22 protein-coding genes are annotated in these 23,237 nt (G+C 56.1%); 19 read left to right on the top strand and 3 right to left on the bottom strand.

What is annotated here, in order from left to right; translation table 11 throughout:
• Nucleotides 1-9 precede the first annotated feature (9 nt).
• The 8 genes from flgE to flgL all read left to right on the top strand — a co-directional run bounded on the left by flgE (nt 10) and on the right by flgL (nt 8,291).
• Nucleotides 10-1,218, top strand: coding sequence for a flagellar hook protein FlgE (gene flgE / locus D5066_RS01690; RefSeq protein WP_119914852.1), 1,209 nt, complete (start codon nt 10-12; stop codon nt 1,216-1,218).
• 20 nt (nt 1,219-1,238) lie between these two features.
• Complete coding sequence (locus tag D5066_RS01685; RefSeq protein ID WP_045281249.1) at nt 1,239-1,994, top strand: flagellar basal body rod protein FlgF; 756 nt, start codon at nt 1,239-1,241, stop codon at nt 1,992-1,994.
• 11 nt (nt 1,995-2,005) lie between these two features.
• A complete protein-coding gene (gene flgG, locus D5066_RS01680; RefSeq protein ID WP_000625853.1) occupies nt 2,006-2,788 on the top strand; it encodes a flagellar basal-body rod protein FlgG in 783 nt (260 codons plus the stop codon).
• 57 nt (nt 2,789-2,845) lie between these two features.
• On the top strand, nt 2,846-3,544 hold the full coding sequence (flgH, locus tag D5066_RS01675) for a flagellar basal body L-ring protein FlgH (protein WP_023311139.1): 699 nt from the start codon (nt 2,846-2,848) through the stop codon (nt 3,542-3,544).
• A 12-nt stretch (nt 3,545-3,556) separates the two neighbouring features.
• Nucleotides 3,557-4,654, top strand: a complete 1,098-nt coding sequence (locus D5066_RS01670) for a flagellar basal body P-ring protein FlgI (RefSeq protein ID WP_080327528.1) — start codon at nt 3,557-3,559, stop codon at nt 4,652-4,654.
• Nucleotides 4,654-5,607: a flagellar assembly peptidoglycan hydrolase FlgJ gene (gene flgJ / locus D5066_RS01665; protein ID WP_119914851.1), complete on the top strand. Its 954-nt coding sequence runs from the start codon at nt 4,654-4,656 to the stop codon at nt 5,605-5,607. Before D5066_RS01670 ends, flgJ begins: the two co-directional genes overlap by 1 nt.
• Before the next feature lie 75 nt (nt 5,608-5,682).
• A complete protein-coding gene (flgK, locus tag D5066_RS01660) occupies nt 5,683-7,323 on the top strand; it encodes a flagellar hook-associated protein FlgK (protein WP_080327526.1) in 1,641 nt (546 codons plus the stop codon).
• 14 nt (nt 7,324-7,337) lie between these two features.
• On the top strand, nt 7,338-8,291 hold the full coding sequence (gene flgL / locus D5066_RS01655; RefSeq protein WP_080327525.1) for a flagellar hook-associated protein FlgL: 954 nt from the start codon (nt 7,338-7,340) through the stop codon (nt 8,289-8,291).
• Between the two features lie 74 nt (nt 8,292-8,365).
• Here the strand turns inward: flgL and D5066_RS01650 are convergent, their stop codons facing one another.
• Nucleotides 8,366-9,580 (bottom strand): MFS transporter, encoded by a 1,215-nt coding sequence (locus tag D5066_RS01650; RefSeq protein WP_119914850.1) that lies wholly within the window; start codon nt 9,578-9,580, stop codon nt 8,366-8,368.
• Between the two features lie 145 nt (nt 9,581-9,725).
• Here D5066_RS01650 and D5066_RS01645 point away from each other — a divergent pair, with 145 nt between their 5' ends.
• A complete protein-coding gene (locus tag D5066_RS01645) occupies nt 9,726-10,628 on the top strand; it encodes a LysR family transcriptional regulator (RefSeq protein ID WP_419179103.1) in 903 nt (300 codons plus the stop codon).
• Between the two features lie 41 nt (nt 10,629-10,669).
• Here the strand turns inward: D5066_RS01645 and rne are convergent, their stop codons facing one another.
• Entirely contained in the window at nt 10,670-13,780 is a 3,111-nt protein-coding gene (gene rne / locus D5066_RS01640; protein ID WP_119914848.1) for a ribonuclease E, read from the bottom strand.
• A 572-nt stretch (nt 13,781-14,352) separates the two neighbouring features.
• On the opposite strand from rne, the gene rluC reads away from it, so the two are divergent.
• Nucleotides 14,353-15,300, top strand: coding sequence for a 23S rRNA pseudouridine(955/2504/2580) synthase RluC (gene rluC / locus D5066_RS01630; RefSeq protein WP_080327521.1), 948 nt, complete (start codon nt 14,353-14,355; stop codon nt 15,298-15,300).
• Nucleotides 15,301-15,378: 78 nt separating this feature from the next.
• On the opposite strand, the gene D5066_RS01625 is transcribed toward rluC, so the two are convergent.
• Nucleotides 15,379-15,963: a Maf family protein gene (locus tag D5066_RS01625; protein WP_119914847.1), complete on the bottom strand. Its 585-nt coding sequence runs from the start codon at nt 15,961-15,963 to the stop codon at nt 15,379-15,381.
• Nucleotides 15,964-16,103: 140 nt separating this feature from the next.
• Here D5066_RS01625 and yceD point away from each other — a divergent pair, with 140 nt between their 5' ends.
• From yceD to pabC, 9 genes are all read left to right on the top strand, one after another.
• Nucleotides 16,104-16,625, top strand: coding sequence for a 23S rRNA accumulation protein YceD (gene yceD, locus D5066_RS01620; RefSeq protein WP_021240759.1), 522 nt, complete (start codon nt 16,104-16,106; stop codon nt 16,623-16,625).
• A gap of 16 nt (nt 16,626-16,641) precedes the next feature.
• Nucleotides 16,642-16,815, top strand: coding sequence for a 50S ribosomal protein L32 (rpmF, locus tag D5066_RS01615; protein WP_003857964.1), 174 nt, complete (start codon nt 16,642-16,644; stop codon nt 16,813-16,815).
• Nucleotides 16,816-16,895: 80 nt separating this feature from the next.
• Nucleotides 16,896-17,930, top strand: coding sequence for a phosphate acyltransferase PlsX (plsX, locus tag D5066_RS01610; protein ID WP_080327519.1), 1,035 nt, complete (start codon nt 16,896-16,898; stop codon nt 17,928-17,930).
• A 6-nt stretch (nt 17,931-17,936) separates the two neighbouring features.
• The gene (locus D5066_RS01605; RefSeq protein ID WP_041910515.1) at nt 17,937-18,890 is read left to right on the top strand and encodes a beta-ketoacyl-ACP synthase III; all 954 of its coding nucleotides are present in this window, start codon (nt 17,937-17,939) and stop codon (nt 18,888-18,890) included.
• 15 nt (nt 18,891-18,905) lie between these two features.
• Nucleotides 18,906-19,835 carry an ACP S-malonyltransferase gene (gene fabD, locus D5066_RS01600; protein ID WP_119914846.1) on the top strand — a complete coding sequence of 310 codons (930 nt, stop codon included), beginning with the start codon at nt 18,906-18,908 and terminating at the stop codon, nt 19,833-19,835.
• Between the two features lie 12 nt (nt 19,836-19,847).
• Entirely contained in the window at nt 19,848-20,582 is a 735-nt protein-coding gene (gene fabG / locus D5066_RS01595) for a 3-oxoacyl-ACP reductase FabG (protein WP_080327518.1), read from the top strand.
• Nucleotides 20,583-20,736: 154 nt separating this feature from the next.
• Nucleotides 20,737-20,973, top strand: coding sequence for an acyl carrier protein (acpP, locus tag D5066_RS01590; RefSeq protein ID WP_003857954.1), 237 nt, complete (start codon nt 20,737-20,739; stop codon nt 20,971-20,973).
• Nucleotides 20,974-21,064: 91 nt separating this feature from the next.
• Nucleotides 21,065-22,306, top strand: coding sequence for a beta-ketoacyl-ACP synthase II (fabF, locus tag D5066_RS01585; RefSeq protein ID WP_032653212.1), 1,242 nt, complete (start codon nt 21,065-21,067; stop codon nt 22,304-22,306).
• A gap of 121 nt (nt 22,307-22,427) precedes the next feature.
• Complete coding sequence (pabC, locus tag D5066_RS01580; RefSeq protein WP_119914845.1) at nt 22,428-23,237, top strand: aminodeoxychorismate lyase; 810 nt, start codon at nt 22,428-22,430, stop codon at nt 23,235-23,237.

Here is a 23,237-nt window from a genome sequence, read left to right as displayed (position 1 = left end):
GAGTAAGTCATGGCCTTTTCTCAAGCGGTCAGCGGCCTGAATGCTGCGGCCACCAACCTGGACGTCATTGGCAACAACATCGCCAACTCCGCGACCTATGGTTTTAAATCCGGTTCTGCATCCTTTGCAGACATGTTTGCCGGTTCCAAAGTGGGGCTGGGCGTAAAAGTTGCTGGCATCACTCAGGACTTTACCGACGGCACGACTACCAACACCGGTCGTGGTCTGGACGTTGCCATCAGCCAGAACGGTTTCTTCCGCATGGTCGATGCAAACGGCTCGGTATTCTACAGCCGTAACGGCCAGTTCAAGCTGGACGAAAACCGTAACCTGGTGAACATGCAGGGGATGCAATTAACGGGTTATCCGGTTGCCGGGACGCCATCAACGGTCCAGACCGGTGCGAATCCACAGGCGATTAATATCCCGACCACGCTGATGGCCGCGAAGTCCACCACCACGGCTTCCCAGCAGATTAACCTCAACTCTACCGATGCCGCACCAACCGCAGCCTTCGATCCGGCCAACCCGGATACCTACAACAAAAAAGGTACGGTAACCGTCTTTGATAGCCAGGGTAATGCGCACAACATGAACCTGTTTTACGTCAAAGATGCGACCCCGGCTAACTCCTGGAAAGTGTATGCCCAGGACGGCAGCGTAGCAGGCAGCACGGCGGCAGTGGCCACTACCTTGACCTTCGATAATAACGGTACGTTGATTGGTGGTGGAAACATCAACATCACTACCGAGACTATCCCGGGTGCGGACCCGGCGACCTTCGCGATGAGTTTTGCTAACTCCATGCAGCAGAACACCGGTGCGAACAATATCGTGGCGACCAATCAGAACGGCTTCAAGCCGGGCGACCTGGTGAGCTATCAGATTAACGATGACGGCACCGTCGTCGGGAACTACTCCAACGAGCAGACTCAGGTGCTGGGCCAGATCGTGCTGGCAAACTTTGCCAACAACGAAGGTCTGAAATCTGAAGGCGATAACGTCTGGTCGGCTACCCAGTCCTCCGGCGTGGCGCTGCTGGGTACGGCGGGAACCGGTAACTTCGGCACGCTGACCAACGGCGCGCTGGAAGCCTCTAACGTGGACCTGAGTAAAGAACTGGTGAACATGATTGTCGCGCAGCGTAACTATCAGTCTAACGCGCAGACCATCAAGACTCAGGACCAGATCCTCAACACGCTGGTTAACCTGCGTTAAGCGGCTAACAGGAAAGCGCAATGGATCACGCAATATATACCGCGATGGGCGCGGCAAGTCAGACGCTCAACCAGCAGGCTGTTACCGCCAGCAACCTGGCAAACGCCTCGACGCCGGGTTTTCGCGCGCAGCTGAATGCGCTGCGTGCGGTGCCGGTGGAAGGGCTCTCCCTGCCGACCCGTACGCTGGTGGCGGCATCCACCCCTGGCGCAGATATGACGCCAGGGCAGATGGATTACACCTCACGCCCGCTGGACGTTGCCCTGCAGCAGGACGGCTGGCTGGCGGTGCAGACCGCCGACGGCGGTGAAGGATATACCCGAAACGGGAATATCCAGGTCAGCGCCACCGGCCAGCTGACGATTCAGGGCCATCCGGTGATGGGAGAAGCGGGCCCGCTGACCGTGCCGGAAGGCTCTGAGCTGACCATCGCTGCGGACGGTACCATTTCGGCGCTGAACCCGGGCGATCCGGCCAACACCGTTGCCCCCGTCGGGCGTCTGAAGCTGGTCAAAGCGGAAGGCAAAGAGGTGCAGCGTGGCGATGACGGCATGTTCCGTCTGACCCAGGCCGCTCAGGCCACCCGTGGTGCTACATTACAGGCCGATCCGAGCATCCGCGTGATGTCCGGCGTTCTGGAAGGCAGCAACGTTAAGCCGGTAGCCGCCATGAGCGACATGATCGCCAGCGCCCGTCGTTTTGAAATGCAGATGAAGATCATCAGCAGCGTGGACGAAAACGCGGGCAAGGCTAACCAACTTCTGTCGATGAGTTAACAGGACTCTTTATGATCAGTTCTTTATGGATCGCGAAAACTGGCCTGGACGCGCAGCAAACCAACATGGACGTGATTGCCAACAACCTGGCAAACGTGAGCACCAATGGTTTCAAGCGTCAGCGTGCCGTTTTCGAAGATTTGCTTTATCAAACCATCCGTCAGCCGGGCGCGCAGTCATCTGAACAGACGACGCTGCCGTCAGGCCTGCAGATCGGTACCGGCGTTCGCCCGGTGGCGACCGAGCGTCTGCACAGCCAGGGCAACCTGTCTCAGACCAACAACAGCAAAGACGTGGCGATCAAAGGCCAGGGCTTCTTCCAGGTACAGCTGCCTGACGGGACCTCTGCCTACACCCGTGACGGTTCCTTCCAGGTCGATCAGAACGGTCAGCTGGTGACGGCGGGCGGTTTCCAGGTTCAACCTGCGATCACCATTCCGGCGAACGCCCTGAGCATTACCATCGGCCGTGACGGCATCGTGAGCGTGACCCAGCAGGGGCAGGCCGCGCCGGTTCAGGTCGGACAGCTCAACCTGACCACCTTCATGAACGATACCGGTCTGGAGAGCATTGGTGAGAACCTCTACACCGAAACGCAATCCTCCGGTACGCCAAATGAAAGCACGCCAGGCCTGAACGGTGCGGGTCTGCTGTATCAGGGGTATGTCGAAACCTCCAACGTGAACGTGGCGGAAGAGCTGGTGAATATGATCCAGGTCCAGCGCGCGTATGAAATTAACAGTAAAGCAGTCTCGACGACCGATCAGATGCTGCAGAAACTGACGCAACTCTAAGGTGTAGCCCGGTGCGGTAAACGCCGCACCGGCTCCCTGTTTTCGAAGATGAAGGCAATGCAAAAAAACGCGGCGTTTCGTTATCCGATATTGACTGTTCTGGCTGTCACCCTCAGCGGGTGTGCCTTGATCCCGTCTAAACCATTGGTCCAGGGTGCGACGACTGCCCAACCCGTTCCTGGCCCTGCGCCAGTTGTTAACGGCTCCATTTTCCAGACCGCGCAGCCGATTAACTACGGTTATCAGCCGCTGTTTGAAGATCGCCGCCCGCGTAATGTTGGCGATACACTGACCATTGTGCTGCAGGAAAACGTCAGCGCGAGCAAGAGCTCGTCAGCGAACGCCAGCCGCGATGGCAAAACCAATTTTGGCTTCGACACCGTTCCACGCTATCTGCAGGGCCTGTTCGGCAATGCCCGTGCGGATGTTGAGGCCTCCGGCGGCAACACCTTTAACGGTAAAGGTGGCGCGAACGCCAGCAACACCTTCAGCGGTACGCTGACGGTCACGGTTGACCAGGTGCTGGTTAACGGCAATTTACACGTCGTGGGTGAAAAACAGATCGCCATTAACCAGGGCACTGAATTCATTCGCTTCTCGGGCGTGGTGAATCCACGCACCATCAGCGGCACCAACACCGTTCCGTCCACGCAGGTGGCGGATGCGCGCATTGAGTACGTCGGTAACGGCTACATTAATGAAGCGCAGAATATGGGTTGGCTGCAGCGCTTCTTCCTTAATTTATCGCCGATGTAAGCGAGGTGACCCATGTTTAAATCGATCTTCGCCGCGGCGCTGGTTCTTGTTGCAACGTTTGCCCAGGCCGACCGCATTCGCGATCTTACCAGCGTCCAGGGCGTTCGCGAAAACTCGCTGATTGGGTATGGCCTGGTCGTGGGGCTGGACGGCACGGGTGACCAGACGACCCAGACGCCGTTTACCACACAAAGCTTAAACAACATGCTTTCCCAGCTCGGCATTACCGTGCCGGCGGGAACTAACATGCAGCTGAAAAACGTGGCCGCGGTAATGGTTACTGCGTCCTACCCGGCGTTTGCGCGCCAGGGGCAGACCATTGACGTGGTGGTCTCTTCAATGGGTAACGCCAAAAGCCTGCGCGGCGGTACGCTGCTGATGACCCCGCTGAAAGGCGTCGACAGCCAGGTCTACGCGCTGGCGCAGGGCAACATTCTGGTTGGCGGTGCAGGCGCATCCGCTGGCGGAAGCAGCGTGCAGGTGAACCAGCTGAACGGCGGGCGCATCACCAACGGTGCGATCATCGAGCGTGAACTGCCGACTCAGTTTGGTGCGAGCAACACCATCAACCTGCAGCTGAATAATGAAGACTTCACGATGGCGCAGCAGATTGCGGACACCATCAACCGCAACCGCGGCTACGGTAATGCGACGGCGCTGGATGCGCGTACCGTGCAGATCCGCACCTCGACTGGCAGCAGCAACCAGGTGCGCATGCTGGCAGATATCCAGAATATGGAAGTGAACGTCTCGGTGCAGGATGCCAAAGTGATCATCAACTCCCGTACGGGATCGGTAGTGATGAACCGGGAAGTGTCGCTGGATAGCTGCGCCGTGGCGCAGGGTAACCTGTCGGTGACGGTTAACCGTTCTGCCAACGTCAGCCAGCCTGACACGCCGTTTGGCGGTGGCCAGACGGTGGTGACGCCGCAAACGCAGATTGATTTGCGTCAGAGCGGCGGTTCCCTGCAGAGCGTGCGCTCCAGCGCCAACCTGAACAGCGTGGTGCGCGCCCTGAACGCGCTGGGTGCCACGCCGATGGATCTGATGTCGATTCTGCAATCCATGCAAAGCGCGGGCTGCCTGCGCGCCAAACTGGAAATCATCTGATGCTGACCGATAGCAAACTGTTGACCAGTGCCGCCTGGGACGCCCAGTCGCTGAACGAACTGAAATCCAAAGCAGGCAAAGACCCGGCGGCGAATATCCGCCCGGTTGCCCGCCAGGTGGAAGGGATGTTTGTACAGATGATGCTGAAAAGCATGCGTGAAACCCTGCCGAAAGACGGAATGTTCAGCAGCGATTCAACGCGTCTTTACACCAGCATGTATGACCAGCAGATTGCGCAGCAGATGACCGCCGGTAAAGGCCTCGGTCTGGCTGACATGATTGTCAAACAGACCGCCGCCGCACAGGGTATTGCGCCAGAAGCTCAGCCGCAGCAGGTGCCGATGAAGTTCGACCTGGAAACGGTGACCAGTTATCAGAACCAGGCGCTGACGCAGATGGTGCGTAAAGCGATACCGAAGGCAACCGGCGGCGGCGATGAGGCGCTTTCCGGTGACAGCAAAGACTTCCTGGCGCAGCTTTCTCTGCCTGCGCGACTGGCCAGTGAACAGAGCGGCGTGCCTCACCACCTGATTCTGGCCCAGGCCGCGCTTGAGTCGGGCTGGGGCCAGCGCCAGATCCGCAAGGAAAACGGCGACCCGAGCTTCAACATCTTCGGCGTGAAGGCCACCTCCAGCTGGAAGGGGCCGACCACCGAGATCACGACCACGGAATACGAGAACGGCGCGGCGGTGAAGGTGAAAGCCAAATTCCGCGTTTACAGCTCTTATCTGGAAGCGTTGTCGGATTATGTGGGTCTGCTGAGCCGAAATCCGCGTTATACCGCCGTTACGCAGGCGGCAACGGCGGAGCAGGGCGCTCAGGCACTGCAAAACGCGGGCTACGCGACCGACCCGAACTACGCGCGCAAGCTCACCAGCATGATCCAGCAGCTGAAATCCATGGGCGAGAAGGTCAGCAAAGCCTATAGCACAGATATCGAAAATCTGTTCTGAAAGTTCTCAAGTCCCGGTGGAGGTTGCCGATAACCTTCATCAGGACTCGTGTCTGAACGTATAAAAGGAACCCCCATGTCCAGTTTGATTAACAGCGCCATGAGTGGCCTCAGTGCCGCGCAGTCGGCACTCAATACCGTCAGTAATAATATTTCAAGCTATAACGTGGCAGGTTACACCCGCCAGACGACGGTGCTGGGTGCATCTAACAGCACGCTGACCGGCGGTGGCTGGGTGGGTAACGGGGTGTATGTCTCCGGTGTCCAGCGTGAATATGACGCTTTCATCACCAACCAGCTGCGCGCCGCGCAGACCCAGAGCAGCGGCCTGACGACGCGCTATCAGCAAATGTCAAAAATTGACGATGTGCTCTCCGATACCACCAATTCCCTTTCCACCACCCTGCAGGATTTCTTTAAAAGCCTGCAAACGCTGGTGAGCAACGCGGAAGACCCGGCTGCACGTCAGACGGTGCTGGGAAAAGCGGGCGGCCTGGTCAATCAGTTCAAAACCAACGATCAGTATCTCCGCGATCAGGATACGCAGGTGAATACGGCGATCGGGACCAGCGTTTCGCAGATCAACAACTATGCCAAACAGATTGCCAATCTGAACGATCAGATTTCCCGCCTCACCGGCGTCGGCGCGGGCGCATCACCTAACGATCTGCTCGACCAGCGCGATCAGCTCGTCAACGAGCTGAACAAAATCGTGGGTGTGGAAGTTTCGGTTCAGGATAGCGGCACGTTTAACATCTCTTTCGGCAACGGCTACAGCCTGGTGCAGGGCAGCAAAGCTAACCAGCTGGCTGCCGTGAAGTCCAGCGCCGATCCTTCCCGTACCACTATCGCCTACGTCGATGAGGTTGCGGGTAATGTCGAGATCCCGGAAAAGATGATCACCACCGGTTCGTTAGGTGGTTTGCTCACCTTCCGCGCGGAAGATCTGGACAAGGCTCGTAACACCCTGAACCAGATGGCGCTGGCGTTTGCTGACGCAATGAATAAGCAGCATGAGGCCGGTTTTGATGCGAACGGCGATGCGGGCGGTAAACTGTTCGGCTTTGGTTCTCCGGCTGTGCTTTCCAACAGCAAAAATAGCGGCACGGCTGTCGTCAATGCCACCGTTGCGGACAGCACCAAAGTTCAGGCAACGGATTATAAGCTGCAGTTTAACGGCACCGACTGGACCATCACCCGCACGTCGGACAAGACCAGCTTTACGATGAGCCCGGATGCCAGCGGCAATCTGTCGTTTGACGGTCTCAACGTGAACGTCAGCGGTTCGGCTAACGCCAAAGACAGCTTTACCGTGAAGCCTGTGTCCGACGTCATCATGAACATGGAACTGTCCATCAGCGACGAGTCCAAACTGGCCATGGCCTCGGTGCAGAACGGCGGTGAGAGCGACAACCGCAACGGGCAGAAAATGCTGGATCTGCAAAACAGCAAAGTGGTTGGCGGAAACAAAACCTTCAACGATGCCTACGCCTCGCTGGTGAGCACCGTGGGGAGCACCACCGCTTCACTGAAGGTAAGCAGCCAGACGAAAGCCAATGTGGAAACGCAGTTAATTAAGCAGCAGCAGACCATCTCCGGGGTAAACCTCGACGAAGAGTATGGCAACCTGCAGCGTTATCAGCAGTATTACCTCGCCAACGCGCAGGTGCTTCAGACTGCCAGTACGCTCTTCGATGCAATTATCAACATTCGTTAAGGTTGAGGTGAAAAATGCGTATTAGCACCCAGATGATGTATGAGCAGAACATGCGCGGGATCACCGATTCCCAGAGCAGATGGCTGAGCTATGGTGAACAAATGTCCACCGGCAAGCGCGTTAACCGTCCGTCGGACGATCCTATCGCGGCTTCACAGTCTATTGTTCTGTCGCAATCTCAGTCTCAAAACAGCCAGTTCGCGTTAGCGCGCACCTTTGCCACGCAAAAAGTGTCGCTGGAAGATAACGTGCTGACCCAGGTGAACACGGCGTTATCAAGCGTGCGTGAGAAGCTGGTTTACGCGTCAAACGGCACCTTAAGCGATGACGACCGTCTCTCTCTGGCGACCGATATTCAGGGGATCCGCGATCAGCTGATGAACCTGGCTAACACGACGGATGGCAATGGTCGCTTTATCTTTGCGGGTTACAAGACCGAGAGCGCTCCGTTTGATGCCGTGAGCGGCACCTACAATGGCGGCGCTGAGGCGATCACTCAGCAGGTCGATACGGCGCGAAATATGGCGATCAGCCATACCGGCCAGCAGATCTTCGAGAGCATTACCAGTAATGCGGAAGAGCTGCCGGGCGGGGGCTATGGCGATACCAACATGTTTAAAATCCTTGATTCCGCCATTGCTTCGCTGAAGACGCCGATTGAGAACGATCCGGCCGCGGCCGCCGCGCAAGGCCAGGTGATTTCCAACGCGCAGATCGGTATTAAAAACGCGCAGAACAACGTCCTGACGGTCGTTGCGGATGTGGGTACCAAGCTGAACGAGCTGGAAAAACTCGATACCCTGGGTGACGACCGCGCGCTGGGTCAGACTAAGCAGATGAGCGACCTGGTGGACGTGGACTGGAACGAAGCGATTTCCTCTTACACCATGCAGCAGGCGGCTCTGCAGGCCTCTTATAAAGCGTTTAGCGATATGCAGGGCATGTCTCTGTTCCAGCTGAACAAATAACATCTTGACCTCTTGGAACATGTCTTGAAACTGGGCATGTTTTACTGCCCAATCCGTCTGGATTGGGCATTTTTTTACGCCATTTCTGCTGGTGCTGAGGCGACGCGCGCGCTTTCAATCATACGGATTGCCAGCGCAATGATGCCGCAGACCGTTGCCAGCGCCACCACACCCGTCCAGCCAGCCAGCGTGTAAATATTGCTGCCCAACGCGGAACCCAGCGCCATGCCGATAAAGATCACCGTAAAGAGCAGGGCGTTCAGGCGACCCCGCGCCTGTGGTTCAAGGCTGTAGACCAGATTCTGGTGCGCGACCAGGCTGGACTGGAGGCCCAGATCGAAGCCGATGGCAGAGACGGCAATCAGGATCAGCTGTCCGTGAACCCCCAGGGCGGGCATCAGGAACATCAGGGCAAACGAAACGGTCACGAGGACGGCACCAAGCTGTGTGACTTTTCCGGCACCCAGCTTATCCGCCAGGCCGCCCGCCAGTGGAGCTGCTAACGCACCGGCTGCACCTGCGATACCAAAACCACCGGCGACGGCACTCCCGAGGTGATAGCGTTCCAGCAGCATGACCGCAAGGGTAGACCAGAAGGCGCTAAAGGCTATCGACAGAAAACCCTGTGCCAGCGCGGCACGGCGCAGAGCGGGATAACGACGCCACAGATGTTCCATGGAGCGCAGCAGAGCGGGATAGCTCAGCGTGGAGTGAATGGCGAAACGAGGGAGTACGACCCACATCACCACGCCGATAAAGGCAATACTCGCCGCGGCCAGCTGGTACATCACGCGCCAGCCAAACGCTTCGCCCACCACGCCGCTGACGGTTCTGGAGAGCAAAATGCCCAGCAGCAGACCGGTCATCACCGTACCCACGGTTTTCCCCTGTTTGCCTTCCGGTGCAAGGATCGCCGCAGCCGGGACAATATCCTGCGCCATGGTGGCGGCCATGCCGATGAGCAAACTTGCCAGCAGCAGAGAGTGGATCTGTCCGGTCAGGCTACAGCCCAGCAGGAACAGCGCCAGGGCCGCACTTTTAAACAGAATCAATGTTCTGCGGTCGTGGCGGTCGCCGAGCGGCAGCAGGAACAGGATCCCCAGGGCATATCCCGCCTGGGTAAGCGTCGGGACCATGCCCATTCCTTCGATGCTCAGGTGAAGGTCTGCGCCCATCAGCGGCAGCAGCGGCTGGGCATAATAGATGGATGCCACGCTGAAGCCCGCACCGAGCGCCAGCATTAAGATGACCCAGCGGCTTACGGCATGGGCGGCGGTTGTTGTGTTCATAAGATGTTCCTCATTCATCGTGTGTGGCTATTTTTTATCACTACGCCTTGCGGCGGTAGCGGGCCTGGTGGTAAAACGCTTATACGTTGAACGTATAAGTGAAAATGCGATGAAAAGAGCTGAGCGTATAGACAGGGTGGAGCTGATGCGGACGTTTGTCCGTATTGTTGAGGCAGGGTCACTCTCTGCGGCGGCACGGCAGCTGGCAACAACCCAGGCCACGGTGAGCCGGCGGTTGCAGTCGCTTGAGACAATGCTCGGCGTGCGCCTGCTTTTGCGCACCACCCACACGACGCGGCTGACGGATGACGGTGAGCGCTGCTATCAGCATGCCCGTCGGGTGATTGACAGCTGGTTGGCGCTTGAAGATGAGGTGGGGCACACGGAAGACGAACCGGTAGGCGTACTGCGGGTGCGCGCCCCGCACGCGTTTGGTCAGGATCAGCTTCTGAAACCGTTAACCGAATTTTTGCAGCGCTACCCGCAGCTCTCGATTGAGTGGATGCTCAACGATCGGTCGGCTGACTTCCTCGGCGATAACCTTGACTGCGCTATACGGGTGGGGGTGGAGGTCGATCCGGCGACCGTCTCCGTGCTGCTGGCCGAAGTGCCGCGCTCGGTGGTGGCTTCTCCGGCATTGCTGGACCGTTTTCCGACGGTTAACACACCGGAAGATCTGCAGCAGCTCCCCTGGATTGCCATCAGCTCTTTCTACCAGCGTCATGTGGAGCTTTTTCACGATGCATCGTCAGCCACCGTGCGAGTGGCGATTACCCCCCGCCTGAGTACCGACAGTCTGTATGTCGCACGCAATACGGCACTCACCGGTCTTGGCGTGGCGGTGGTATCCAGCTGGACGGTACAGGATGATATTCAGGAAGGTCGGCTGGTGCATTTGCTGCCGGAGTGGCAGCCTTCGGCGTTACCGGTGCATCTGGTTTACCCCTGGTCCCGGTATTATCCGGCGCGTTTGCGGCGTTTTCTGGAGTTGATGCGGCAGATAATGCCAGAGGTCACCGGGATGAGAAAGCCCGTGCAGCAACCATAAAAAAAGCCGACCCGAAGGTCGGCTTTTTGACTTAACGTACGTTATTCAACTGACTGCGGACGGGTTGCTGGTGCAGTCGCCTTGTGCGTAGCACTGTGGCCACCGGCAGCACCTTTACCATCGAAGTTGAATTCCGGGCGAACCCAGTCGCTGTGACGCGGCGCTTCAGGCACATACTCAGGCGCAGGAGCGCGAGTCATTGGCGCTGTCGCAACGTGAGCAGGCGCGGCAGCAACCTTAACCGGCTCTGGTTTCACTTCCGGCGCTTTCACGTCTTCAACAACAGGCTCAACCTGAATCTCAACGTCCTGAACAACCTCTTCGGTCGTTGTTTCAACGATGGTTTCAGCAGTTTCTTCCACTGCTGCTACAGGTTCAGCTTCTTCAGCGACTTCCTCAGCCACCACGGCATCTTCTTCGGCAATAAGCTGCGGTGCGGCATCAACCGGCGCGGCAATCACTTCTGGATGGGTGGTTTCCACTTCTACTGCATGAGGTGCTTCAGCTTCTACAACCTGAGGTTCAACCACGGTTGCTGCTTGAGTCTCGACTTTTTCTACCACTACTGCTGGTGCAATCACCTCTTCAGCCACAGCCTGTTCTTCAACAGCCTGCTCCGGGCGAGCAACCGGATAACGGATCCAGACTTTACCGGATGCCATTTCAGGTGACGCGCACGCCACGGTCATTGGCATTGGGGACTGCGTCGGGTAACGCTCGTCACGGTAGCGACGACGACGCTGGCCACTCACGCGCAGATGACGCGGAGAGCGGCGGGAGCGACGCGGCATACCCGCGTTGTCACGGTTTTCACCGTTTTCATCCTGCTCAACGTGAGTTTCCACTACGGCTGGCAGGTCAACTTTCGCAACCTGGGTACCCGTTGCGGTTTCTGTCGCTTCTGCCGCTACCACTACGGTTTCTTCTGCCTGAGCAGAGCCGATGCGCACTTTCTGTGCCAGCTGGCGCTGCTTACGGCGTGGCATCACCTGAGTACGCTCTTCCTGCTCGCCGTCCTGCTGCTCGGCAGGCGCTTCGCGGTTCAGATTTTTAACTTCCTGCTGCGCCTGACGCTTCTCGTCGTTACGACGACGGTTGCGTTCGCGACGTGGCTGCTGCTCGTCGCGCTGTTTGCTCTTCTCAGACTCATCGCCCGCCTGCTGGCGAATTTCACGATCCTCAACATTCTGCTGTTGTTTCTCGCGACGGTTGCGACGATTGTCTTCGCGTTGCTCACGGCCTTCGTTATTCTCAGAACGGCTATCACGACGCTCGCTGCGGTCATTACGATCGTTACGATCATTACGGTCGCGGCGGTTGTTCTGACGCTTACGACGGTCCTGCTGACGTTCAGGCTTGGTGGCTTTTGGTTCTTCTTTCGGCTGCTCTGGCTGCACTTCTTCGCCAGCAAACATCTTCTTCAGCGCGCCGAAGAAGCGGCTCAGCAGACCCGGTTGCGCAGGCTGGGCTTTGGCTGCCGCGACTTCTGGTTTCTGTGCCGCCGGTTTGGCTGCCGGTTTTTCCAGCGCCGCTTCCGGTGGTGCTTCTGGCATGATGAAGGTTGCTAATGCAGGCTGCTCTGGCAGTTTGCGCTCGGCAGGTTCTTCATCGGAAGGCAGCGCCATCTCTTCTTCATGCAGTTTCGGCAGCAGGTAGCTGAGAGTGCTGGTTTCTTCGCCTTTACGGACACGCAGCACGTGATAGTGCGGGGTTTCCATCTGGTCGTTTGGCACGATGATGCAGCGAACGCCGCCCTGACGCGCTTCAATGGCACTTACCGCTGCACGTTTTTCGTTCAGCAGATAAGACGCAATTGGCACAGGCACAATCGCGTGAACCTCTTTGGTGTTCTCTTTCAGCGCTTCTTCTTCAATCAGACGCAGGATGGAGAGGGACAGAGATTCGTTATCACGCACGGTACCGGTGCCGGAGCAGCGCGGGCAGACGTGATGGCTGGACTCACCCAGCGACGGGCTCAGACGCTGGCGGGACATCTCCAGCAGGCCAAAGCGCGAGATATGGCTAATCTGGATACGCGCGCGATCCTGACGCACCGCTTCGCGCAGACGGTTTTCAACCGCACGCTGGTGGCGAACAGGCGTCATGTCAATGAAGTCGATAACAATCAGACCGCCCAGGTCGCGCAGGCGGAGCTGGCGGGCGATTTCATCAGCGGCTTCCAGGTTGGTGTTGAAGGCCGTCTCTTCGATGTCGCCGCCGCGAGTTGCACGCGCGGAGTTGATGTCAATAGCGGTCAGCGCTTCAGTGGTATCGATAACGATAGAACCGCCAGACGGGAGGCGCACTTCACGCTGGAAGGCCGACTCAATCTGGGATTCGATCTGATAATGGCTGAACAGCGGGATTTCACCGGTGTACAGCTTAATTTTGCTGGTGAAATCCGGACGACCCAACGCGGCGATGTGCTGGCGAGCCAGCTCAAGCACTTTCGGGTTATCGATTAGAATCTCACCGATGTCCTGACGCAGGTAATCACGGAAGGCACGCACGATAACGTTGCTTTCCTGGTGGATCAGGAACGGAGCAGGGCGGCTTTCTGCGGCTTTCTGGATAGCTTCCCAGTGCTTCAGACGGAAGCTCAGGTCCCACTGCAGCGCTTCGGCAGATTTGCCCACGCCCGCGGTACGCACGATAAGCCCCATGCCATCCGGCAGCTCAAGGCTTGCCAGCGCTTCTTTCAGCTCGGTACGGTCATCACCTTCGATACGGCGAGAGATGCCACCCGCGCGAGGGTTGTTTGGCATCAGCACCAGATAGCTCCCCGCCAGGCTGATAAAGGTGGTCAGTGCGGCACCTTTGTTGCCGCGCTCTTCTTTATCAATCTGAACGATAACTTCCTGACCTTCACGCAGAACATCTTTGATGTTTGGGCGGCCATGGGCGTTGTAGTTTGCAGGGAAATATTCGCGGGCGATTTCTTTCAGAGGGAGGAAACCATGACGCTCAGCACCGTAATCAACAAATGCAGCTTCAAGGCTTGGTTCAATGCGGGTGATTTTACCTTTGTAAATGTTCGCTTTTTTCTGTTCGTGTCCAGGACTTTCGATATCCAGATCGTACAGGCGCTGCCCATCCACAAGGGCGACACGCAACTCTTCTTGCTGAGTTGCGTTGATTAACATTCTTTTCATCGTAACTTACTCGTTATTCTTACATTGACGACAAAGCTGCGGGCAAGGTGACGCTTTCCGGGGTATGAACCGATGGCCTCGTGTCTGTTCACGTCGCCAACCTCACGGTTGTCGCTCGCTTAAGAGGCGCAGAGTGTCGGTTGCCTGTATTTCATACGGAAACACAGCGCAATTATCAGGGGAATTGCCTGGGTAGAACTCTCCAGAAAACAATCCTTATACCGGGAAGTACTGCAACCCGCAGCCCGCTAACTGCCTGAAAGATCAATACGTCTTACGCCATTGCTGCGTGGATGATCGGTCAGACAAAATTGGTCATTCCGTCGACATCCTTACAAAACCCGGATTTAACGCGGAAAACAGCCTCATTATTCCACTGCTCGCCGGGTTATAGCAAGATGACTTTTACCAATTATCACCCGGTTACTCACAGTTTCTTCACCTCAAGGTGGTGATTGGTTTAATAACCACCAAATCGATTGCGTGAAACGGGGCGCAGGCCGGATAAAAGTAAATATAAGCATAGAAAAATGAGTGGCGCTAATGGCTGACGATATTTAGAATCGCCAACCATGAAAACAGAGACTCCAGCCGTAAAAATGGTTGCTATCGCGGATGACTACGCGGGGCAACGCATCGATAACTTCCTGCGCACCCAGCTGAAGGGTGTGCCGAAGAGCATGATTTATCGCATCTTGCGTAAGGGCGAGGTGCGGGTGAATAAAAAACGCGTGAAGCCTGAGTATAAGCTCGAAGCCGGTGATGAAGTGCGTATCCCGCCGGTGCGCGTGGCTGAACGTGAAGAAGAGGTGGTTTCGCCGAAGCTGCAAAAAGTTGCCGCGCTGAGTGACGTCATTCTTTATGAAGATGACTATATCCTTGTGCTGAACAAACCGTCAGGGACAGCCGTACACGGCGGCAGCGGCCTGAGCTTTGGCGTGATAGAAGGGCTGCGTGCGCTGCGCCCGGAAGCCCGTTTCCTTGAACTGGTGCATCGTCTCGACCGGGATACCTCCGGCGTGCTGCTGGTGGCGAAAAAGCGTTCCGCGCTGCGTTCTTTGCATGAGCAACTGCGTGAAAAAGGGATGCAGAAAGATTATCTGGCGCTGGTGCGCGGTCAGTGGCAGTCCCACGTGAAGGTGGTGCAGGCGCCGCTGTTGAAGAACATTCTGCAAAGCGGCGAGCGCATTGTTCGCGTGAGCCAGGAAGGGAAACCGTCTGAGACGCGCTTTAAGGTTGAAGAGCGCTACGAGTTTGCTACGCTGGTGCGCTGCAGCCCGGTGACGGGACGTACCCACCAGATTCGCGTCCATACGCAGTTTGCGGGCCATCCGATTGCGTTTGATGACCGCTACGGCGACCGCGAATTTGATAAACAGCTGGCCGGTACGGGCCTGTCGCGTCTGTTCCTGCATGCGGCCGCGCTGAAGTTTACCCATCCTAATACCGGTGAAATCATCCGTATTGAAGCGCCGCTGGATGAGCAGTTGAAACGCTGTCTTAAGGTTCTGCGCGGCTGATTATGTGCCGGGTGGCGCTGCGCTTACCCGGCCTACGAAACCCGTAGGCCATGCAAGTGAAGCGCCGCTGGGCGAAAGTCACATGGACAGCGGATTACATTCTTCTCTTCTTAACATCTGGCACAGCGCAATCAATGGCAGCCCCACCAGCGTATTCGGGTCTCGCCCATCCAGCTTGTCAAACAGCGCAATCCCCAATCCTTCACTTTTAAAGCTCCCTGCGCAGTTCAGCGGACGCTCCCGGCGCACGTAATCCATAATCTCTTGCTCGCTGAGGTGGCGGAAGTGTACGTCGAACGGCTCGCATTCGGTTTGCAGATGGCCAGTGGCGGCGTTATAGAGCGCCAGGCCGGTGTAAAAGGTCACGATAGTGCCCCGCGCGCGCAGAAGCTGCTGGCAGGCGTTCTCTTCCGTATGGGGCTTGCCGGTGATTTCGCCGTCCAGCACGCAAACCTGATCGGAGCCTATAATCAAATGTGCAGGATAACGTGCGGCCAGCGATTGCGCTTTCTCCTTAGCGAGACGCGTCACCAGATGACGCGGCGATTCACCCGGCTGCGGCGTCTCATCAACGTCCGGCGCGGCACATTCAAACGGGATCCCGAGCTTTTCCAGCAACATTCGACGGTAGGGAGAAGTGGAAGCAAGTACGAGATTTGGCATATTTTTATCACCAGATATAGCGTATCGATGCCAGCCATTTTAAACTACAGGCCGCAATGTGTGCGAATAATTGGCAAAAGGCAGCTCTGGTTGCCTTTTTCTTTGACTCTATGACGTTACAAAGTTAATATGCGCGCCCTATGCAAAAGGTAAAATTACCCCTGACTCTTGATCCGGTTCGTACGGCTCAGAAACGCCTCGATTACGAAGGTATCTATACTTCCGATCAGGCTGAGCGTATTGCCGAATCCGTAGTCAGTGTGGACAGTGATGTAGAATGCTCCATGTCGTTCGCTATCGACAACCAGCGTCTCGCCGTTTTAACCGGTGATGCAAAGGTAACGGTAACGCTCGAGTGTCAGCGTTGCGGGAAACCGTTTGTACAGCATGTTCACACAACGTATTGTTTCAGTCCGGTTCGTTCTGACGAACAGGCTGAAGCACTCCCGGAAGCGTATGAGCCGATTGAGGTTAACGAATTCGGTGAAATCGATCTTCTGGCTCTGGTTGAAGATGAAATCATCCTCTCCTTGCCAGTGGTTCCGGTGCATGATTCTGAACACTGTGAAGTGTCCGAGGCGGACATGGTCTTTGGGGAACTGCCTGATGAAGCGCAAAAACCAAACCCATTTGCCGTATTAGCCAGCTTAAAGCGTAAGTAATTGAGGAGTAAGGTCCATGGCCGTACAACAGAATAAACCAACCCGTTCCAAACGTGGCATGCGTCGTTCCCATGACGCGCTGACCGCAGTTACCAGCCTGTCTGTAGACAAGACTTCTGGTGAGAAACACCTGCGTCACCACATCACCGCTGACGGTTTCTACCGCGGCCGCAAGGTTATCACTAAGTAATCGCGCGAAAGCGTGATTAGGCTTAGTGAGGATTTCCCCGTGCAAACGGGGAAGTTACCGAACCAGGCTGCGACGATACCTTGACACGTCTAACCCTGGCGTTAGATGTCATGGGGGGAGATTTTGGCCCTTCCGTGACAGTGCCTGCAGCATTGCAGGCACTGAATTCTAATTCGCAACTCACACTTCTTTTAGTCGGCAATCCCGACACAATCACGCCATTACTTGCAAAAGCTGACTTTGAACAACGTTCGCGTCTGCAGATTATTCCTGCGCAGTCAGTTATTGCCAGTGATGCGCGCCCCTCGCAGGCTATTCGCAATAGCCGCGGCAGCTCTATGCGCATCGCGCTGGAGCTGGTAAAAGAAGGGCGAGCGCAGGCTTGCGTCAGCGCCGGAAATACCGGTGCGCTGATGGGGCTGTCGAAATTATTGCTCAAGCCGATTGAAGGCATTGAGCGTCCGGCGCTGGTGACGGTGTTGCCGCACCAGCAGAAGGGGAAGACGGTGGTGCTCGATTTGGGCGCTAACGTGGATTGTGATAGTACCATGCTGGCCCAGTTCGCCGTGATGGGGTCGGTGCTGGCAGAAGACGTGGTCGGGATCAACAATCCCCGCGTTGCGTTATTGAATATTGGTGAAGAAGAGACCAAAGGCCTGGACAGCATTCGCGAAGCTGCTGAATTGCTCAAACAGGTTCCCTCCATCAACTATATTGGTTATCTCGAAGCCAATGAGTTGCTGACGGGAAAAACGGATGTTCTGGTGTGCGATGGCTTCACCGGAAACGTAACGTTGAAGACCATGGAAGGGGTCGTGCGCATGTTCCTCTCTCTGCTGAAATCTCAGGGAGAAGGCAAAAAAAGCGCCTGGTGGTTGATTTTATTGAAGCGTTGGTTACAAAAAAGCCTGACGCGGCGATTCAGTCACCTCAACCCCGACCAGTATAATGGCGCCTGTCTGTTAGGATTGCGCGGCATCGTGATTAAGAGTCATGGGGCCGCCAATCAGCGAGCATTTTCTGTCGCCATTGAACAGGCAGTGCAGGCGGTGCAGCGACAAGTCCCTCAGCGGATTGCCGCTCGCCTGGAATCTGTATTAGCTAAAAGTGACTGAGCGTACATGTATACGAAGATTTTAGGTACCGGCAGCTACCTGCCAAAACAAGTGCGTACCAACGCCGATCTTGAAAAAATGGTAGATACGTCTGACGAGTGGATTGTCACGCGCACAGGTATCCGTGAACGTCGTATCGCCGCGCCAGACGAAACCGTGTCCACCATGGGTTACGAAGCCGCACAGCGTGCTATCGAAATGGCGGGCATCGATAAAGAAGAGATTGGTTTGATCGTGGTCGCCACGACGTCTGCCACGCATGCTTTCCCAAGTGCGGCGTGCCAGGTGCAGAACATGCTCGGTATTAAAGGCTGCCCGGCGTTTGACGTTGCCGCCGCGTGCGCAGGCTTCACCTACGCGCTGAGCATTGCCGATCAGTATGTTAAATCTGGCTCCGTCAAATATGCGCTGGTCATCGGTGCTGACGTGCTGGCGCGTACCTGCGATCCAACCGATCGCGGAACGATCATTATTTTCGGTGATGGTGCCGGTGCGGTGCTGCTGGGGCAGTCCGAAGAGCCGGGTATCATCTCCACGCATCTCCATGCCGATGGTCGCTACGGCGAGCTGCTAACGCTGCCTAACGCCGATCGCGTTAATCCGGACAGCTCCATCTACCTGACCATGGCGGGTAACGAGGTGTTCAAAGTGGCGGTGACCGAGCTTGCGCACATTGTTGATGAGACGCTGGAAGCGAACAACCTTGAACGCACCGCGCTGGACTGGCTGGTGCCGCATCAGGCGAACCTGCGTATCATCAGTGCCACCGCTAAAAAGCTGGGCATGTCGATGGATAACGTTGTGGTGACGCTGGATCGTCATGGCAACACCTCTGCGGCGTCGGTACCGTGCGCATTTGATGAAGCGGTACGCGATGGACGAATCAAACGGGGCCAGCTGGTCTTGCTTGAAGCCTTCGGTGGCGGGTTCACCTGGGGTTCCGCGCTGGTTCGTTTCTAGGATAAGGAATAAAAAATGACGCAATTTGCTTTTGTGTTCCCGGGCCAGGGTTCTCAAACCGTTGGGATGTTGTCTGAAATGGCAGCAAACTACCCGGTAATTGAAGAGACTTTTCGTGAAGCCTCTGACGCGCTGGGTTATGATCTGTGGGCGCTGACCCAACAGGGTCCGGCCGAAGAGCTGAACAAAACCTGGCAGACTCAGCCAGCGCTGCTGACTGCATCCGTTGCACTGTGGCGCGTATGGCAACAGCAGGGCGGTAAAGCGCCTGCGCTGCTCGCGGGCCATAGCCTGGGTGAATATTCTGCGCTGGTGTGTGCCGGTGTGATCGCGTTTGCGGACGCGGTGCGCCTGGTGGAACTGCGCGGTAAATTCATGCAGGAAGCGGTGCCAGAAGGTACGGGTGGCATGTCTGCCATCATCGGCCTTGATGATGCCGCGATTGCAAAAGCGTGTGAAGACGCCGCTGAAGGTCAGGTGGTTTCTCCGGTTAACTTCAACTCGCCGGGCCAGGTTGTTATTGCTGGTCATAAAGAAGCGGTTGAGCGTGCCGGTGCCGCCTGTAAAGCTGCTGGCGCAAAACGCGCCCTGCCGCTGCCGGTCAGCGTACCGTCTCACTGCGCACTGATGAAGCCCGCTGCCGAGAAACTGGCGGCTGAGCTGGAAAAAATTACCTTTAACGCACCGACAATTTCCGTTGTGAATAACGTCGATGTGAAATGCGAAACCGCGCCGGAAGCCATCCGTGACGCACTGGTTCGCCAGCTCTACAGCCCGGTACAGTGGACCAAAACCGTTGAGTTTATGGCCGCTCAGGGCGTTGAGCACCTGTATGAAGTTGGGCCTGGTAAAGTCCTCACCGGTCTGACTAAACGTATTGTTGACACCCTGACTGCCTCGGCGATTAACGAGCCGGAAGCGATGTCAGCGGCACTCTCGCAATAAAAGAGGAATACCATGAGTTTTGAAGGAAAAATCGCCCTGGTCACTGGCGCAAGCCGCGGTATCGGGCGCGCAATTGCTGAAACACTGGTTGCGCGCGGCGCGAAAGTGATTGGTACAGCAACCAGCGAGAAGGGCGCTCAGGCCATCAGCGAGTATCTGGGTGCGAACGGTAAAGGTCTGGTACTGAATGTGACCGAACCTGCATCTATCGAATCTGTTCTGGAAAATATTCGCGCAGAGTTTGGCGAAGTGGATATTCTGGTCAATAATGCCGGGATCACTCGCGACAACCTTCTGATGCGAATGAAAGATGATGAGTGGAACGATATTATCGAAACCAACCTGTCATCTGTATTCCGTCTGTCAAAAGCGGTAATGCGCGCTATGATGAAAAAGCGTCATGGTCGTATTATCACTGTTGGTTCTGTGGTTGGTACCATGGGAAATGCTGGTCAGGCTAACTACGCTGCGGCGAAAGCAGGTCTGATCGGTTTCAGTAAGTCGCTGGCGCGTGAAGTCGCGTCCCGCGGTATTACTGTAAACGTTGTTGCTCCGGGCTTTATTGAAACGGACATGACGCGTGCGCTGACCGATGATCAGCGTGCGGGTACACTGGCGGCAGTTCCGGCGGGTCGTCTTGGCGACCCTAAAGAAATCGCCAGTGCGGTTGCATTTTTAGCCTCTGACGAAGCGGGTTACATCACTGGTGAGACCCTCCACGTCAACGGCGGGATGTACATGGTTTAATCACGATCGAAAATATTTGCGTTATTAGGGCGAATGGCCTCAAAATAACGTAAAATCGTGGTAAGACCTGCCGGGATTTAGTTGCAAATTTTTCAACATTTTATACACTACGAAAACCATCGCGAAAGCGAGTTTTGATAGGAAATTTAAGAGTATGAGCACTATCGAAGAACGCGTTAAGAAAATTATCGGCGAACAGCTGGGCGTTAAGCAGGAAGAAGTTGTGAACTCCGCTTCCTTCGTTGAAGACCTGGGCGCAGATTCTCTTGACACCGTTGAGCTGGTAATGGCTCTGGAAGAAGAGTTTGATACTGAGATTCCGGACGAAGAAGCTGAGAAAATCACCACCGTTCAGGCTGCCATTGATTACATCAACGGCCACCAGGCGTAAGTGAACATCTCCAGGCGGTCATTCGACCGCCTGAGTTTTATCTTTTTTAGTCCCACGAATCTCTTTTTTTATCCCTCCCTGGAGGACAAACGTGTCTAAGCGTCGTGTAGTTGTGACCGGACTTGGCATGTTGTCTCCTGTCGGCAATACCGTAGAGTCCACCTGGAAAGCTCTCCTTGCCGGTCAGAGCGGCATCAGCCTAATCGACCATTTCGATACTAGCGCCTATGCAACGAAATTTGCTGGCTTAGTAAAGGATTTTAACTGTGAAGAGATCATCTCGCGCAAAGAACAGCGCAAGATGGATGCCTTCATTCAATATGGAATTGTCGCTGGCGTTCAGGCCATGCAGGATTCTGGCCTTGAAATAACGGAAGAGAACGCAACCCGTATCGGCGCCGCTATCGGCTCCGGGATTGGCGGTCTTGGCCTGATCGAGGAAAACCATACATCGCTGATGAATGGCGGACCGCGTAAGATCAGCCCGTTCTTTGTTCCGTCCACGATTGTTAACATGGTGGCAGGTCACCTGACCATTATGTTCGGTCTGCGTGGGCCAAGCATTTCTATCGCTACCGCATGTACGTCTGGCGTACATAACATCGGCCAGGCCGCGCGCATCATTGCGTACGGCGATGCAGATGCTATGGTTGCGGGCGGTGCTGAAAAAGCCAGTACCCCGCTCGGTGTCGGTGGCTTCGGCGCGGCGCGTGCGCTGTCTACCCGTAACGATAATCCTCAGGCGGCGAGCCGTCCGTGGGATAAAGATCGCGATGGCTTCGTGCTGGGCGACGGTGCGGGCATGATCGTACTGGAAGAGTACGAACATGCGAAAAAACGTGGCGCGAAAATTTATGCTGAAGTCGTTGGCTTTGGTATGAGCAGCGATGCTTACCATATGACGTCTCCTCCGGAGAACGGCGCGGGTGCTGCGCTGGCGATGGAAAATGCGATCCGTGATGCGGGTATTACCCCGGCACAGATTGGCTACGTTAACGCGCACGGCACTTCTACGCCTGCAGGCGATAAAGCAGAAGCGCAGGCGGTTAAGTCTATCTTCGGCGAATCGGCGAGCCGCGTAATGGTCAGCTCCACGAAATCCATGACCGGTCACCTGCTGGGTGCGGCGGGTGCCGTAGAGTCAATCTACTCTATCCTTGCGCTGCGCGATCAGGCTGTACCGCCAACCATTAACCTGGATAACCCGGATGAAGGTTGCGATCTGGACTTCGTTCCGCACGAAGCGCGTCAGGTTAGCGGTATGGAGTACACCCTGTGTAACTCCTTCGGCTTTGGCGGCACGAATGGTTCTCTGATCTTCAAAAAGGTCTGAGCCTGACTGCCCGAAAGCTATAAAAAAAGGTCCGCTTGCCGGGCCTTTTTTATTAGGGAGAATCCCCTTGTCCGGCTTTTAACATCCTGCCAGACTGAGCCACCACGCATAAGGAGCCACCATGTTTCTCATTAATGGCGTTGAGCAAGAAATGCTGCCGGCAAGCGACAGGGCGACCCAGTTCGGCGATGGCTGTTTCACCACTGCGCGTATTCTCGATGGCGGCGTGTGCCTGCTTGACGCCCATATCCGTCGTTTACAAAAAGCCTGTGAGACGTTATTGATCCCCTTCACGCAGTGGGACATTCTGGAGCGCGAGATGCGTCGGCTGGCGGCAGATAAAACAAACGGTGTCTTAAAAGTTATCCTCAGCCGCGGCAGCGGCGGGCGAGGGTATAGCGGTTCTGCCTGTCAGCATCCCACGCGGATTGTTTCCGTATCAGCGTATCCTGCTCACTATGCGCGCTGGCGTGAAGAGGGGGTGACGCTGACGCTGAGCCCGGTACGGCTGGGGCGAAATCCAATGCTCGCCGGAATAAAACATCTTAACCGCCTTGAACAGGTGCTTATTCGTACTCATCTTGAACAGACGGACGCCGATGAGGCGCTAGTCCTTGACAGCGAAGGGTTCATTACGGAATGCTGTGCGGCTAATTTACTCTGGCGAAAGGGCCGTGACGTATTCACGCCTTCGCTGGAACAGGCTGGGGTTAACGGCATCATGCGTCAGTTTTGTTTGCAACAGCTGGCACATGCGGGCTTTCGCGTTGTCGAAGTAAACGCAAAGGAAGAGGCGCTGCTGTCCGCCGATGAAGTTGTTATCTGCAATGCGTTGATGCCTGTTGTGCCCGTTCGCGGTTATGACCACAGGTTCTGGTCATCCCGCGAGCTGTTCCAGTTTTTAGCCCCGATATGTGAGCAAACCAGATAG

Origin of the sequence: Enterobacter chuandaensis (assembly GCF_003594915.1) — a bacterium.
Classification (GTDB): domain Bacteria; phylum Pseudomonadota; class Gammaproteobacteria; order Enterobacterales; family Enterobacteriaceae; genus Enterobacter; species Enterobacter chuandaensis.
This window is presented reverse-complemented; position numbering and strand designations above follow the sequence as displayed.